The following is a 14,005-nucleotide window of genomic DNA, read 5'->3' as shown; positions in this document are numbered from 1 at the left end:
CCTGCTTGGGGGCTGCGCCCCTAGACCCCGCTTGAGGGCTGCGCCTTGAGGGCTGCGCCTTGAGGGCTGCGCCTTGAGGGCTGCGCCTTGAGGGCTGCGCCCCCAGACCTCCTTCACGGCTCCGCCCCGGGCCCCCTTGAGGACCGCCGGTAGCGGAGCGCTACGCGTGGCGCAGTACCGCCAGTAGCTCGTCGACCAGGACCTGATCGCGAGGCTGTGTCAGCCGCTCCTTGGCGGTGACCGGAGGAAGCCAGCGGAGGCGGTCCACTTCGTCGTTGGGGGTGAAGTGGCCCTTGGTCGCCTCGGCCGCCCAGTAGCAGACTTCCTTGGGGCGGCCGTTGGCCAAGTAGCGCACAGTGGGCAGCCGGGGGCCGGGTGCGCAGTCGAAGCCGGTCTCCTCCTCGACCTCCCGTACCGCCCCGGCGAGCGGATCTTCGCCGCGCTTCAGCTTGCCCTTGGGGTGCGACCAGTCGTCGTACTTGGGCCTGTGGACCAGGCAGATCTCCAGTTCGCTGTCGACGGGCGAGCGGCGCCACAGGACGCAGCCCGCCGCGAGAACGGGGTCGCCGTTGGTCGTCTGCACAGTCCCTCCCTGGGTCATGAAGTACCGACTGTCTCCTTTAACCAGGCCTGCCGGAACGCGAACCTGGCCGCTTCCACCTCGTGTCGCTGGTCCGCGTGCAGCACCCCGAGCGCGTACGCCGTCGCCGGGGCGATGCGCGGGGTGCGGGCCGCCGATGCCGCCGCCGTGGCCGCTTCCGCCGCGTCACGGTGCCGGTCCAGGGCCTGGCCGGCGTTCAACAGGCGTACGTCTACGGGGGATTCCGTGCCGTACATGACCTCGCGGGCGTAGCGGTGCAGGCGCAGCAGGAGGCGGACCTGGTGCCAGGGGGCGTCCTGCGGTTGCGGGGCCGGGTCCGCTGAGAGGCCGTGGACGAGGGCTTCGGCGTTGTACGGATGGCCCGCGCTGACCAGGGGAAGTCCGGCGATGGCGTCGGTGAGGCGGCCCTCCGCGGCTGCCGCGAGCGGCTTGAGGTCGGCGCTGCTCGCGGCGGGGCTCAGCGGGACCTCGCTGGCGAGCACGGCGACGCTGTCCGCGACGGCGTGGAAGCGGCTGGAGCCGAGTGCCTGCAGGGCTGCCGAGTGGGCGCGCGTACGGGCCAGGGTCATCTGGCGTTCCAGGAGGGCGCCCGCTTTTGCCGCCCCCACGGTGAGGGTGCTCTTCTCCTGACGCGGCTCTGACGCCGCCTGTGCTGGAATCGGGGAGCAGCCGGACAGCCGGTTCAGTGCCCCGAGCAGCCGGTCGAGGCGGGCCGCGTACGCGTGCTCGCGCGCCAGCGTGCCCGACAACCACGCCAGTTCGGGGCGCATGCCCTCCGACCAGTCGGTGTCCAGGAGCGGGCGGAAGGTGTGGAGCGTGCCGCTGATGCGGCGGGCCGAGCGGCGCAGGGCGCGGGCCGCGTCGACGGTCTCCTCCGTGCCGTTGCCGCCGCCGTTGGACGACGTGCCGCCGGTCTCGCGGTGCTGGCGCAGCGCGCGGAGGAACTCCGTGGCCTGGTTCTGAAGGTAGGCCTCCAGGGTGTCCCCGGCCACGGGACCGGCCGCAGGGTCAAGGTGTTGCTTTGCCACGCCGGCGCCTCCGGGCGTCTATGAGCATCTCCTGGACGTTGCGCAGCTGCTGTCCGTCGCCGTCGGCCGCGTGGCGAGTCCACTCGCCGTCGGGGCCGAGGTGCCAGGAGGAGGTCTTGTCGGACATGCCGGTCTCGAGGAGCCGGCTGAGCGAGGCCCGGTGCGCCGGGTCCTTGACCCGGACCAGGGCCTCGATCCGGCGGTCGAGGTTGCGGTGCATCATGTCGGCGCTGCCGAACCACACCTCCGGCTCGCCGCCGTTGCCGAAGGCGAAGATGCGGGAGTGTTCGAGGAAGCGGCCGAGGACGGATCGTACTCGTATGTTCTCGGACAGATCGGGCACGCCGGGCCGCACCGCGCAGATGCCCCGCACCCACACGTCCACCGGGACACCCGCCTGGGAGGCGCGGTAGAGGGCGTCGATGACCGCCTCGTCCACCATCGAGTTGACCTTGATACGCACATACGCGGGACGTCCGGCGCGATGGTGCTGCGCCTCCTTGTTGATCCGTGCGATCAGGCCGTCGCGCAGGGACTTGGGGGCGACGAGGAGGCGGCGGTAGGTCTCGCGGCGGGAGTAGCCGGAGAGCCGGTTGAAGAGGTCGGAGAGGTCCGCGCCGACCTGGGCGTCGGCGGTCAGCAGGCCGATGTCCTCGTACAGGCGGGCCGTCTTCGGGTGGTAGTTGCCCGTGCCCACATGGGAGTAGCGGGCCAGCGTCTCGCCTTCCTGGCGGACCACCAGCGACAGCTTGCAGTGCGTCTTCAGGCCGACGAGCCCGTACACGACATGGCAGCCCGCCTCCTCCAGCTTGCGGGCCCACTTGATGTTGGCCTGCTCGTCGAAGCGCGCCTTGATCTCGACCAGGACGAGGACCTGCTTGCCCGACTCGGCGGCGTCTATGAGGGCGTCCACGATCGGTGAGTCGCCGGAGGTGCGGTACAGCGTCTGCTTGATCGCGAGCACGTCCGGGTCCGTCGCGGCCTGCTCCAGGAAGGCCTGCACGGAGGTGGAGAAGGAGTCGTACGGGTGGTGCAGCAGGACGTCGTGCTCCCGCAGGGCGGCGAAGATGTCCGGCGCGGACGCCGACTCGACCTCGGCGAGATCGCGATGGGTGCCCGCGACGAACTTCGGGTACTTCAGCTCGGGCCGGTCGAGACGGCTGATGCCGAAGAGGCCGGTGAGGTCCAGGGGGCCGGGCAGCGGGTACACCTCGGCCTCGGAGACCTTCAGCTCCCGCCGGAGGAGATTGAGGACGTACGGGTCGATGGACTCCTCGACCTCCAGGCGCACCGGCGGCCCGAAGCGGCGCCGCATGAGCTCCTTCTCCAGGGCCTGGAGCAGGTTCTCGGCGTCGTCCTCCTCGACCTCCAGGTCCTCGTTGCGGGTGACCCGGAACATGTGGTGCTCCAGGACCTCCATCCCCGGGAACAGCTCCTCCAGGTGGGCCGGCGCGGAAATCACGTCCTCCAGGGGGACGTAACGGCCGGGCGAGGCCTCCAGGAAGCGGGACAGCAGCGGCGGCACCTTGACGCGGGCGAAGTGCCGGTGGCCGGAGATCGGGTTGCGCACCACGACCGCGAGGTTCAGGGACAGGCCCGAGATGTACGGGAAGGGGTGCGCCGGGTCGACCGCGAGGGGGGTGAGGACCGGGAAGATCTGGTTGCGGAACAGCGTGAAGAGGCGGGCCTGCTCCTTCTCCGTCAGCTCGCCCCAGCGGACCAGGTGGATGCCCTCCTCGGCGAGCTCGGGGGCCACGTCCTCCTGGTAGCAGGCGGCGTGCCGGGCCATGAGCTCGCGGGAGCGGGCCCAGATCATCTCCAGCACTTCACGCGGCTGCAGACCGGAGGCCGAGCGGGTCGCGACGCCGGTCGCGATACGCCGCTTCAGGCCTGCCACGCGGACCATGAAGAACTCGTCCAGGTTGCTGGCGAAGATCGCGAGGAAGTTCGCCCGCTCCAGGAGGGGCGTGTTCGGATCCTCGGCGAGTTCCAGGACGCGCTCGTTGAACGCGAGCCAGCTGCGCTCCCGGTCCAGGAAGCGGTTCTGCGGCAGCTGGGCGCCGACGCCGTCGGCCTCCTCGTACACGTCGAGGTCGGCGTCGAGGTCGGGCTCCAGGTCGGAGACCACGGCCGCCACGGTGTGCGGGCGGTGCGCGGCGATGGAGCCGACGGAGGGCTGGGCGTGCTGAACCTGGACTTCGTGCTGGGTCATGAACCCATTGTTCCGCGCCGGAACCGGAACGGGCGCGTCAGAAGAAGCGGGCGGGAGCGCGGCGACGAACTGAAGGCTCCTGCTCTCCTGCACAGGCGAGGGCTCGTTCTCCGGGGGAGGCGAAGGCTCGGGGACGGAGGGGTTCATTCGCCGAGGGTCGCAAGCCCGTCTGAATCGATGGTTACGGCGACATGACGTGCGGGATAGCGGGGGGCGGCTCCGAGACGACTGCCTCCGGTGGTCGGGCGGGTTCGCGTAGGGGGTGGTGGGTTTCAACTCGTGGGCGGGTGCGGCTGTCTGTGGCTGCGGATCGAGGCGGGTGCGAAGGTCTTTCCCGATCGCGTGAACCGATCCGTGGGGCTCGTCCGATGAGGAGATGTGAGCGGAAAAAGAAGCGACGGGGAGCTGCTGCGGGCGGTCGTGGCGGACGGGGACCGGCGCGCCTTCGAAGAGCTGTATCGGAGGTACGCGCCGTGGCTCGCCGCGCGGCTGCGCGGGCGGTGCGCCGATGCCGAGGTCGTCGACGACGTCGTCCAGGAGACGTTTCTCGCCGTGTGGCGGGGCAGCGCCCGCTATCGGGAGGACGGCGATGTGGCGGGGTGGCTGTGGCGGATCGGCTCACGGCGGTTGATCGACGCGCTGCGGGGCGACGGTGCGCGGGGGCGGATGCGGCAGGCGCTCGCGCGGCTGCGGCACCGGGACGAGGCGTCCGCGGAGGAGCGCGTGCTCTCGGGGGTTGAGCACGGGGACCTCGCGGGCGCCCTCGTCCGGCTGTCGCCGGAGCTCAGGGCCGTTCTCCAGGCCACGGTCATCGACGGACTGACCACCCGGGAAGCGGCCGTCCTGCTGGGCATTCCGCCCGGCACGGTCAAGACGCGGGCGCTGCGTGCCCGCAAGCAGCTGCGGGAGGAGTTGGCATGAGCTGGCATGTAGCCAAGGACGATCTCCGCGCCTATGTACGGGGCGAACTGGCGCCGCCCGCGCTCTGGTCCGCCGACACGCACCTCGCCGCCTGCGCTCCGTGCCGGGCCGTGCTGGCCGAGGTCGGCGACCCGGTGGCGCTGGACGAGGGCTGGGAGCGGCTTGACGCCGAGCTGGACGCGCCGAGGCCCGGGTTCGTGGAGTCGCTGCTGGTGCGGCTCGGCGTCGCGGACCACACGGCGCGACTGCTCGCGGCCACGCCCGTGCTGCGGCTGTCCTGGCTGGGCGCGCTCGTAGCCGTACTGGCCATGACGATAGTGGCCACCCATTCCGTACGGTCCGCGGAGTCGCCCACGCTGTTCCTCGCGCTCGCGCCGCTGCTGCCGCTCGCCGGGGTCGCGCTGTCGTACGGGCCCGTGCTGGACCCGACGTACGAGATGGCGGTGGTCTCGCCGGTGCACGGCTTCCGGCTGCTGATGATCCGGACGCTCGCCGTGCTGCCGGTCGGTCTCGGGCTCAACGGCCTGGCGAGCCTGGCCCTGCCCTCGTACGGTCTGCTCGCGGCGGCCTGGCTCCTGCCGGCGCTGGCTCTCACGGCCCTCGCCCTCGCGCTGACTCCGAGGCTGGGCCCGGTCGCCGCGCCCTGTGTGGTGGGCGGTGCCTGGGTGGCGTTGCTGGTGGTGGCCGACCAGATGGCGTCCTCGGGCAGCACGCTCGCGCCGTTCACGGCTCCGGGGCAGGGCGGCGCGGCACTGGTGGCGGGCCTCGCCAGCTGGCTTCTGTACTACGTACGTGATCGTTTCGACTTCTCCAACGGGAGCACCGGGAGTGCCGTATGAACCTCACCCCCTCCACCACCTCGCGCAGGTGGCTCAAGCTGCTCAAGGCCGCGGCGCTGATGACCGCGTCGGTGCTCGTGCAGATCCTGCGTTTCGTGCTCGAGCTCGTGGTCGTGTTCGCGCAGACGTCCCGTAGCCGGGGGTCCTCCTCCAGCTCCAGCGGAGGGGACGACGGGTGAGGGTCGCGGCTACCCCTCTCGCCTCCTCCCTCTCCCGTTTCTCTCCTTGTTTCCGTAGGAGTCCCGCATGACCGACCTCCGTACGACCCCCACGGTGTCCGCCGCCGGGCTGACCCTGCGCTATGGCAGAACGGCCGCCCTCGACGACGTGTCCCTACGGCTCACGTCCGGCGTGACCGGGCTGCTCGGGCCGAACGGCGCGGGCAAGACGACGCTGCTGCGGGTGCTGGCCACGGCCGTGTCTCCCGACCGGGGCGCGTTCACCGTGCTCGGGCACGATCCGGCCACCGCGGCGGGACGCCATGAGGTGCGGCGCGGGCTGGGTTATCTGCCACAGACGCCCGGTTTCCATCCGGACTTCACGGCCTTCGCCTTCGTCGACTATGTGGCGATCCTCAAGGAGATGACCGACCGCGCGGCCCGGCACCGGGAAGTGCGGCGTGTGCTCGACGCGGTCGATCTCGGGGACGTACGCAGCCGGCGGATCCGTCGGCTGTCGGGCGGAATGCGGCAGCGGGTCGCGCTGGCCGCCGCGCTGGTGGGGGACCCCGGTTTCCTCGTACTGGACGAGCCGACGGTCGGGCTCGATCCCGAACAGCGCATGCGTTTCAGGGAGTTGATCGCCACGGCGGGCGAGGGGCGTACGGTCCTGCTCTCCACCCACCAGACCGAGGACGTCGCGATGCTCTGCCACCGCGTGATCGTCCTGGCCGGCGGCCGCGTCCGCTTCGAGGGCACCCCGGCCGAGCTGACCGCGCGGGCGGAGGGCCGGGTGTGGAGCGGTACGGAGCGGGATCCGGGCGCGAAGGCCGCATGGCGCACGGGGACGGGGGCGTTCCGGCACCTCGGGGATCCGCCGGAGGGGGCGACGCTGGTCGAACCCACGCTGGAGGACGGCTACTTGCTCTCGCTGGAGGCTTCCGAGGCTTCGGAGGTGGCCGCGTGAGTACGACGGTTTCGGAGGTCCGGTCAGCCGCGCAGGTCGTGACCACGGACTCCCGCAGACGCTGGGTGGCTGTGATCGCGCTCGCCCGGTTCGAGGCGCGCGAACTGTTCCTGCAGATACCGATGTTCGTCCTGTTCCTGGCCTATGTCGTATCGGCCGGCTGGGAGTTGTGGCAGGGCGATGACGAGGCGGGTCCGTACCCGGTGCTGCAGGACGTGGACCGCTCCACGCAGTGGTCGTCGTCGGTGCTCCTGTGGATCGCGCTGGTGATATGTGTCCACCGGGCCGTGCTGCGGTCCCGTCAGCAGGGGACGGACCGGCACTTCGACGTGCTGGTCATGGAGCCGTGGCGGCGCACGGTGGCGCATGCGCTGTCGGTGGTGCCGTTCGCCCTGGTCACCGCGCTGGTGGTGGCCGTGCAGTACACCTGGGCGGCGGTGCGGCCGGGAGCGGTCGGTTCGGGTTCGTTCTTCGAGCTGGTCGTGGGGCCGCTGTCCGTTCTGTTCTTCGGTGTCGTCGGGGTGCTGCTCGGGCGGGTGGTGCCGTCGACATTCGCCCTGCCGCTGCTGGTGGTGGGCGCCTTCGTCGCGGCCGAGACGCTGACCGCGGCCACGGATGACGCGCACTGGGTGGACTGGCTGATGCCGGTCGTCGACGACAACCAGTCCATACCGCTGCCCTCCGATCTGCTGGGCCGTCCCGCCGCGTGGCACGCGTTGTATCTGGCGGCGCTGACCGTGCTGATGATGTGCGCGGCGGTGCTGGTCAGTGGCGGGCGGACGCGTGTGGTCAAGGCCGTCGCTGCGGGGGCGGCGGCGTTGACCCTGGTGGGGGCGGTGGGCCAGTCGCGGGGTGAGTCGTCCGCGCTGCTTGCGGCACGGGAGCGGGCCTCGGTCGCACCGGAGAAGGTCCAGACATGCATTCGGCACGACCGGTCGACGTACTGCGCGTTCCCCGAGTGGGCCCGGCAGACCGGGGACTGGGCCTCGGTCGTCCGGCGCGTGCAGTCCCTCGCGGGCGGCTCTGCTGCGGGTACGAAGCTGACGGTTCGCCAGCGCGTCAACCTGCGCTACGGCATCTCCGGCAGCGCCTCGATCGACCCTTCCAGTACGCCGGGCCAGGTCACCGTCGGCACCGCCTGGGGTGGCAACCGCATCCCGGAGTTCGCCGTCGGGGTCGCCTCCGTGCTGGTCGCGGGCGACGAGGAGTCCGGCTCCCTGCTGTGCGACGCCCGCGTCATCCCGGTGATGTGGCTGGCCCTCGGCACGATGGACGATCCGCTGACCACGTTCCGCGCCCTCCGCCTGGACGACAGCGAGCGGGGCTCCGCCGTCGTCCTGACGCCCACGAACCCTCTGCCCATGACAGCCCTACAGACGGAGGTGGTAAGGGAGTTGCTCCAGCGCCCGCGCTACAGCATCACGGCGAAGGTGAAGGCCCACTGGACGGAGTTGACGTCCCCGGAGACGTCGGTGACCCGGGCCGCGGAGCTACTCGATGTGTCTGTGCCGAAGGGGGACGGAGGGGAGGACTTGGAGGACGAGTGCGGGACGGTCACCGTCGGCTGACAGCCGCGCCCCCTCCGTGCACGGCGCTACGACTCCGTCCGGTACATCAGATCCGTCTCGTATGTCACGAAGCCCAGGCGTTCGTACACCGTCACCGCCGCCGTGTTGTCCGCGTCGACGTACAGCATCGCCGTGGGGAGGGCCTGGGCCGCCAGATGGCGGAGGCCGATCGTGGTGAGGGCCTTGCCCAAGCCGCCGCCCTGGGCGCCTGGGCGTACGCCCAGGACGTACACCTCGCCGAGCCCCTCCTGCGCGTGGACCTTCGTCCAGTGGAAACCGACCGGCTCGTCGTCGCGGAAGGCGAGGAAGAAGCCGGAGGGGTCGAACCAGGGCTGGGCCTTGCGGTCGTCGAGGTCGCGTTGGGTGAGGGAGCCCTGTTCGGGGTGGTGGGCGAAGGCTTCGGCGTTCACGGTGAGCCAGGCCGTGTCGTCCACGCCGGGGACGAAGGTGCGTACCGTCACGCCCTCGGGGAGCTTCGGCTCGGGCAGGTCGAAGTCGGTCAGCGGGCGCCGCATCTGGCGCAGTTCGCGGAACAGGGTGAGGCCGAGGACCTGGGCGAGGTGGCGTGCGGCGGAGTGGCCGCCGTGGGCCCAGACCCGCAGCCGCTTGCCGGATTCCCCGAGCAGTGCGCTGCCCAGCGCGCGTCCGTGCCCGCGCCCGCGATGCGCCGGATGGACGACCAGCTCGGCGGCCGGGGCCTCGACGGGGTCGGTGTCCTCGAGCTGGGCGTACCCGACGAGCTGTCCCTGGACCGTCAGCAGCAGATGCCTTACGCCCACCCGCGGGCCTCCGGTCAGCTGCAGCCGTCCCTGTTCGGACACCGCTTGTTGACCGTCGGTCCGGGCGGCTTCCGCGAGGAGTGCGAGCACCGTCTCGGTCTGCTCGGGCGTCAGCTCGGAGAGGGTGTCGAGGGTGCGAATAGGGACGGCCGGTGCCGTGTCGTCGCTGGTCATGAGTACGAGGGTAAGGGCGGCGCGCCCTGCAGGATATGCGGTTCGGAACGGGGGGCCGCTGGACGGTTCGAAACAGCGGGTTCGTCGTGGCTGGTCGCGCAGTTCCCCGCGCCCCTACGGGGCTCGCAAGCGCACCGGCTTCGAGGTGCGCTCATTCCTCAGGGACCGTGGCGCGGCGACCTGTCCCGTTCGTGCCGAATTGCTCCCGACGGCAACCAGTCCGTAACCCGGAACCCCTGTTCGTGCTACGCGCGTTGACTCTAGGCTGCCGCCCGACGGGGCCCAGATCTCAGCCGACCCACAGGGGGGCACATGTCAGTCAAACCCCAGCCGCACCATCCCAGACGCCGGAGCCGGCGTCTGATCGCGGCTGCCGCCGGATTCGCCACCGTCGGCGCACTGTTCGCCGCGCTGCCGGCGGCAGCGGGCGAGACCAAGAGCAAGCAGCCCGGCGGCTATCAGAAGCCGAGCCGCTACCAGGACGTACAGCTGCTGTCCTTCAACGACCTGCACGGCAACCTGGAGCCGCCGGCCGGTTCTTCGGGCCGCGTCACCGAGGTGCACGAGGACGGGACGACCGAGACGATCGACGCGGGCGGTGTCGAGTACCTGGCGACGCATCTGCGCCAGGCCCGTAACGGCAACAAGTACTCCATCACCGCGGCCGGCGGCGACATGGTCGGTGCCTCCCCGCTGGTCTCCGGGCTCTTCCACGACGAGCCCACCATCGAGGCGCTGAACAAGCTCGACCTGGACGTGACGAGCGTCGGCAACCACGAGTTCGACGAGGGCGCCAAGGAACTGGGCCGCCTCCAGAACGGCGGCTGCCACCCCGCCGACGGCTGCTACAACGACGGCGAGACCTTCGAGGGCGCGAACTTCCCCTACCTCGCGGCGAACGTTCTGGGCGAGAAGACCGGCAAGCCGATCCTCAAGCCGTACTGGGTCTGGAAGCAGAACGGCGTCAAGGTCGGCTTCATCGGCGTGACCCTGGAGGACACCCCGGGCATCGTCTCTGCGGAGGGCGTCAAGGGCCTGAAGTTCAAGGACGAGGTCGAGACGATCAACAAGTACGCCAAGGTGCTGGAGAAGCAGGGCGTCAAGTCGGTCGTCGCGCTGATCCACGAGGGCGGCTTCCCTGCGTCCACGGCGTACAACTACGACTGCGACTCCCCGGGCGCCGGCGACGGCATCTCCGGCCCGATCGTGGACATCGCGAAGAACATCACGCCGAAGGTCGACGCCCTGGTCACCGGCCACACGCACACCGCGTACGCCTGCACGATCAACGACCCGTCGGGCAAGCCGCGTACGGTCACCTCGGCCGCGTCCTTCGGCCGGCTCTACACCGACACGACGCTGACGTACGACCGCTGGACCGGCGACATCGCTCGTACCGCCGTCGACTCCGCGAACCACGTGGTCACCCGGGATGTCGCGAAGGCCGCCGACATGACCGAGCTGATCAAGAAGTGGAACACCCTCGCGGCGCCGATCGGCAACCGCGCCATCGGCCACATCTCCGCCGACATCCCCAACACCGGCACCGAGTCCCCGCTCGGCGACCTGATCGCGGACGCACAGCTCGCGCACGGCAAGGAGCTCGACCCCGGGACCGATCTCGCGCTGATGAATCCGGGCGGCATCCGTACGGGTCTCACATACGCGGCGAAGGGCGCCGAGGGCGACGGGGTCGTCACGTACGCCGAGGGCTTCGCGGTGCAGCCGTTCGCCAACACGGTGAACCTGCAGGACTTCACGGGCGCACAGCTCGTCAAGGTGCTCCAGGAGCAGGTGACCGGCGCCAACGCGGCCTCGCCGAAGGTCCTTCAGGTCTCCTCCGGCCTGACGTACACCCTGGACCTGACGAAGACCGGAGCTGACCGTGTCGTCGCCGATTCGGTCAAGCTGAACGGCGCCGCCATCGACCCGGCCGCCACCTACCGTGTCGCGACCAACAGCTTCCTCGCGGGCGGCGGCGACGGCTTCACCACGCTGGGCCAGGGCACGAACGACCTGGTCGGCTCCGACGACCTGACGGCCCTGGAGAAGTACCTCACGGCCAACTCATCGGCCACGAATCCGATTTCGCCCCCTGCGGCGAACCGGATCACGGTCGTGCAGTGACGACCGTGAGGAATCTCCCTTACTAGCAGTACAGCTTGCGGGTGGGGTCGGTACGCATGGTGAGATGAGCCGATGCGTACCCCCCACCCCATAGAGACGCATCCCGCAGCGACGCCTCCCTATACGAACCCGTATGACGAGCTCGGCGCCCTGGACGACGGGCCACTGGAGGAGTTTCTGCACGAGGAGCACGACGACCGCGACGACTATGAGGCTCGTGAGGACTCCGACGAGACCGGCGAGGACTGGGCCCCGCCCAACCACCGCCGGGGTGCCCGCACCCGTCGCCGCCGAAACCGCTTCGCGGGCCTGCCACTTGCCTTGAAGGCCGTGATCGGGCTTGTCGTCCTCGCCGCGTTCCTGACCCTCGCCGACCGCTGGGCCCTTCTCTACGCCGAGCACGCGGCGGCCGACAAGCTCAAGGACCAGCTCGACCTGAGCGCCGCGCCCGAGGTCGAGATCGGCGGCTTCCCCTTCCTCACCCAGCTCGCCGACAGCCGGGTCGACACGGTGAAGGTGACCGTGCCTGACGTGGCGGCGGACCGGGTCTCCCTGGCCAAGGTGTCGGCCACGGCCACGGGCATACGGATCGAGGGCGGCCCCACCTCCATACGCGGCGCCACCATCCCCCAGGTGCAGGGCGAGGTGCTGCTTTCGTTCGCGGACCTGAACCGTGAACTCGGCGCATCCCAGGTCACGTTCACCGGTCACGGCACCGACGAGGTGCGGGCGCGCGGCACGCTGCCCGTCGCCGGGCAGGATCTGCGGCTGCGCGCCGACGCACGGATCCGGCGGGACGGGGACCGCGGGATCTCCACCGAGATCGACGGAATGCGCCTGGACGTGGGCGACCTGGCGACCTACCGTCCGGGCTCCCGCCCCTCCGAGGGCCTGCATCTGACGCCCAAGTCGGCCGAGCGCCTGGCCAAGGAGACCAAGAAGGCCAAGGCCCTGCTCTCGGTCCCCGCGATCGTCCAACGCCTCGGCGTACCGCAGTCGGCGGTCCAGGAGGCGCTTCGCGACGACACCAAGCTCGCCGAACTCACCGGTTCCGCGGACTTCGCCCGCGAGGCGATGAACCTCAACCTCATCGACGCCGCGGTGGACAACCCGGCGTTGTTGAAGCGCCTGGGCTTCGACCCGGCCCTCCTCGACGGCCTCACCCAGCTCACCCGCCCGGTCCTGGTAGACCGCCTCTCCCTTGGCTTCCGCCTTCCGAAGCCGGCGGACGGGGACGTACGACTGCAGGACGTACGCGTACAGAAGGACGGGATCCGGGTGCGGGTCACGGGGGAGGGGTTGTCGGTCGGAGGATGACCTCCGGTATCAACTGAGCGTGCCTCCGCCCGAGTTCAGGTTCGGGCGGAGGCACGGTGCTGTGGCGGGCGGCAGGCTAAGTCACTTGGCGCAAGTCGCCGGGTCCAGGTTCTCCTGGATCTTGTCCTCGCGGCCGTCGGGGGTGCCGTCGGGGAGGAGCTTGTCGGAGATGCCGTCGATGTAGTAGCCGTGCGAGTAGATCTTCTGCCAGGAGGCGTCACGGCCGCGCCAGGTGGTGGTGGTCTCCCAGCTGTCCTCGTCGTTCGGGTCGCCGGCCTTGTACCAGCTGTAGTTGGTGACGTTGAAGACCGGGTTCACGCGCACCACGCGCTGGTACGGCGTCCACGTCGTGGCGACCTGGGCACACGCCGGGATGGACTTCTCGCTGCGGCGTTCGAAGGACGAGCTCTTCTCCCAGCCCCACTCGTAGCTGAAGCTGCTCTCCGCGCCACCGCCGAAGAGGCCCTTGGCGAAGCCGATGCTGATCTTGGCGCCCACGCTCTTCTTGGCGGACGTCTTCGTCGTGTAGTTCCGGACGAAGGTCTCCTTGTCCTCCGACGTGCCGCGGTTGCCGATCCAGTTGGAGGTGCGGATCGTCTCGCCCTTGATGGACCAGGTCGAGGCCTGCGGGTAGGTGCAGTACCCGCTGAAGTACTCCCAGGGAGCGGTGGGGGAGTGACCGAGGCGCTCGGCCTCGGCCAGGCTCTCGTCGTACGTCTGGAACTGCCCGGTCTCGATGTTGAGGGCGCCGTGGACCAGGCCGTTGTCATCGGCCTCCTGGGTGCAGAGCCGCTCGATCATGAGGTCCGTGTTGCCGGGGTCCACACCCCGGATGTTGGACGAGCCGCCCGGGCCGCCAGGGGCCGCGTTGGCGGGTCCGGCGGTGGCCGCGAGGCCGGTGACGGCCAGGGCGGTGGACACCGTGACCAGGACGCCCCTCTTCAGCACGGAATTGAGTGCGGATTTCACGTATGTACGCTCCTGCTTGCTCACCGGCACCGGATGACGCCGGTCTTGCCTTACGTGGGGGAAAAGCAGAGCCCGGCGGCGTAGGAGGCAGAAAGCCGAGAAGACGTGCGGGGGCCGCCGGTCAACAACCAGTGAAGCGGACGTAGTTCACGGCGCCATCACGGTTTCATCAGAGACGTCTCAGGAAACTGCGGTCGACTGTGAAGTCGTACGACGCGGTTACGGCTGCGCACGTCCGCGGCGGCGTCCCGACGCCGTGTGGCTTCCTGAAGTCGACTCGGCGACAATGACCCTTCGCACAACTTCACGAAGCCCAAGGGACTTCGCGAACCGTAAGGCCGCCGG

General features: G+C 70.2%; 12 protein-coding genes. 7 read left to right on the top strand and 5 right to left on the bottom strand.

What is annotated here, in order from left to right; genetic code table 11:
• Positions 1-160: 160 nt before the first annotated feature.
• From ABD357_RS00375 to ABD357_RS00365, 3 genes are read right to left on the bottom strand one after another with little or no spacing between them, the layout of a single operon-like run.
• Complete coding sequence (locus tag ABD357_RS00375; protein WP_425584710.1) at positions 161-583, bottom strand: NUDIX hydrolase; 423 nt, start codon at positions 581-583, stop codon at positions 161-163.
• Between the two features lie 14 nt (positions 584-597).
• Positions 598-1,629, bottom strand: coding sequence for a CHAD domain-containing protein (locus ABD357_RS00370; protein WP_344386658.1), 1,032 nt, complete (start codon positions 1,627-1,629; stop codon positions 598-600).
• Positions 1,610-3,988 carry an RNA degradosome polyphosphate kinase gene (locus ABD357_RS00365; RefSeq protein WP_344386657.1) on the bottom strand — a complete coding sequence of 793 codons (2,379 nt, stop codon included), beginning with the start codon at positions 3,986-3,988 and terminating at the stop codon, positions 1,610-1,612. The genes ABD357_RS00370 and ABD357_RS00365 overlap by 20 nt, the downstream gene beginning before the upstream one ends.
• 231 nt (positions 3,989-4,219) lie before the next feature.
• Between ABD357_RS00365 and ABD357_RS00360 the strand changes: the two genes are divergently transcribed.
• The 5 genes from ABD357_RS00360 to ABD357_RS00340 all read left to right on the top strand — a co-directional run bounded on the left by ABD357_RS00360 (position 4,220) and on the right by ABD357_RS00340 (position 8,294).
• Positions 4,220-4,762 (top strand): RNA polymerase sigma factor, encoded by a 543-nt coding sequence (locus ABD357_RS00360; RefSeq protein WP_344386656.1) that lies wholly within the window; start codon positions 4,220-4,222, stop codon positions 4,760-4,762.
• Positions 4,759-5,601 (top strand): anti-sigma factor, encoded by an 843-nt coding sequence (locus ABD357_RS00355; protein ID WP_344386655.1) that lies wholly within the window; start codon positions 4,759-4,761, stop codon positions 5,599-5,601. The genes ABD357_RS00360 and ABD357_RS00355 overlap by 4 nt, the downstream gene beginning before the upstream one ends.
• A complete protein-coding gene (locus ABD357_RS00350; RefSeq protein ID WP_344386653.1) occupies positions 5,598-5,780 on the top strand; it encodes a hypothetical protein in 183 nt (60 codons plus the stop codon). Before ABD357_RS00355 ends, ABD357_RS00350 begins: the two co-directional genes overlap by 4 nt.
• 67 nt (positions 5,781-5,847) lie before the next feature.
• The gene (locus tag ABD357_RS00345) at positions 5,848-6,726 is read left to right on the top strand and encodes an ABC transporter ATP-binding protein (RefSeq protein WP_344386652.1); all 879 of its coding nucleotides are present in this window, start codon (positions 5,848-5,850) and stop codon (positions 6,724-6,726) included.
• Positions 6,723-8,294, top strand: a complete 1,572-nt coding sequence (locus ABD357_RS00340) for an ABC transporter permease (RefSeq protein WP_344386650.1) — start codon at positions 6,723-6,725, stop codon at positions 8,292-8,294. Before ABD357_RS00345 ends, ABD357_RS00340 begins: the two co-directional genes overlap by 4 nt.
• A gap of 26 nt (positions 8,295-8,320) precedes the next feature.
• Here ABD357_RS00340 and mshD read toward each other — a convergent pair whose 3' ends face one another.
• Positions 8,321-9,247: a mycothiol synthase gene (gene mshD / locus ABD357_RS00335; protein ID WP_344386647.1), complete on the bottom strand. Its 927-nt coding sequence runs from the start codon at positions 9,245-9,247 to the stop codon at positions 8,321-8,323.
• 312 nt (positions 9,248-9,559) lie between these two features.
• Between mshD and ABD357_RS00330 the strand changes: the two genes are divergently transcribed.
• Complete coding sequence (locus ABD357_RS00330; RefSeq protein ID WP_344386646.1) at positions 9,560-11,374, top strand: bifunctional metallophosphatase/5'-nucleotidase; 1,815 nt, start codon at positions 9,560-9,562, stop codon at positions 11,372-11,374.
• 72 nt (positions 11,375-11,446) lie between these two features.
• Entirely contained in the window at positions 11,447-12,691 is a 1,245-nt protein-coding gene (locus tag ABD357_RS00325) for an LmeA family phospholipid-binding protein (RefSeq protein ID WP_344386644.1), read from the top strand.
• A gap of 81 nt (positions 12,692-12,772) precedes the next feature.
• On the opposite strand, the gene ABD357_RS00320 is transcribed toward ABD357_RS00325, so the two are convergent.
• Positions 12,773-13,660, bottom strand: coding sequence for a hypothetical protein (locus ABD357_RS00320; RefSeq protein ID WP_344386642.1), 888 nt, complete (start codon positions 13,658-13,660; stop codon positions 12,773-12,775).
• Positions 13,661-14,005 lie beyond the last annotated feature (345 nt).

The organism is Streptomyces vastus, assembly GCF_039532825.1.
Classification (GTDB): Bacteria; Actinomycetota; Actinomycetes; order Streptomycetales; family Streptomycetaceae; genus Streptomyces; species Streptomyces vastus.
Note: the sequence above shows the minus strand (reverse complement) of the source record. Positions and strands in the feature narration are given on the sequence as shown.

What these genes read in the sequence shown, in the direction of transcription:
- ABD357_RS00365 (WP_344386657.1), bottom strand. Translation starts at nt 3,988, where the DNA reads ATGAACCCCTCCGTCCCCGAGCCTTCGCCTCCCCCGGAGAACGAGCCC.
- ABD357_RS00350 (WP_344386653.1), top strand. Translation starts at nt 5,598, where the DNA reads ATGAACCTCACCCCCTCCACCACCTCGCGCAGGTGGCTCAAGCTGCTC.
- ABD357_RS00325 (WP_344386644.1), top strand. Translation starts at nt 11,447, where the DNA reads ATGCGTACCCCCCACCCCATAGAGACGCATCCCGCAGCGACGCCTCCC.
- mshD (WP_344386647.1), bottom strand. Translation starts at nt 9,247, where the DNA reads ATGACCAGCGACGACACGGCACCGGCCGTCCCTATTCGCACCCTCGAC.
- ABD357_RS00330 (WP_344386646.1), top strand. Translation starts at nt 9,560, where the DNA reads ATGTCAGTCAAACCCCAGCCGCACCATCCCAGACGCCGGAGCCGGCGT.
- ABD357_RS00345 (WP_344386652.1), top strand. Translation starts at nt 5,848, where the DNA reads ATGACCGACCTCCGTACGACCCCCACGGTGTCCGCCGCCGGGCTGACC.
- ABD357_RS00355 (WP_344386655.1), top strand. Translation starts at nt 4,759, where the DNA reads ATGAGCTGGCATGTAGCCAAGGACGATCTCCGCGCCTATGTACGGGGC.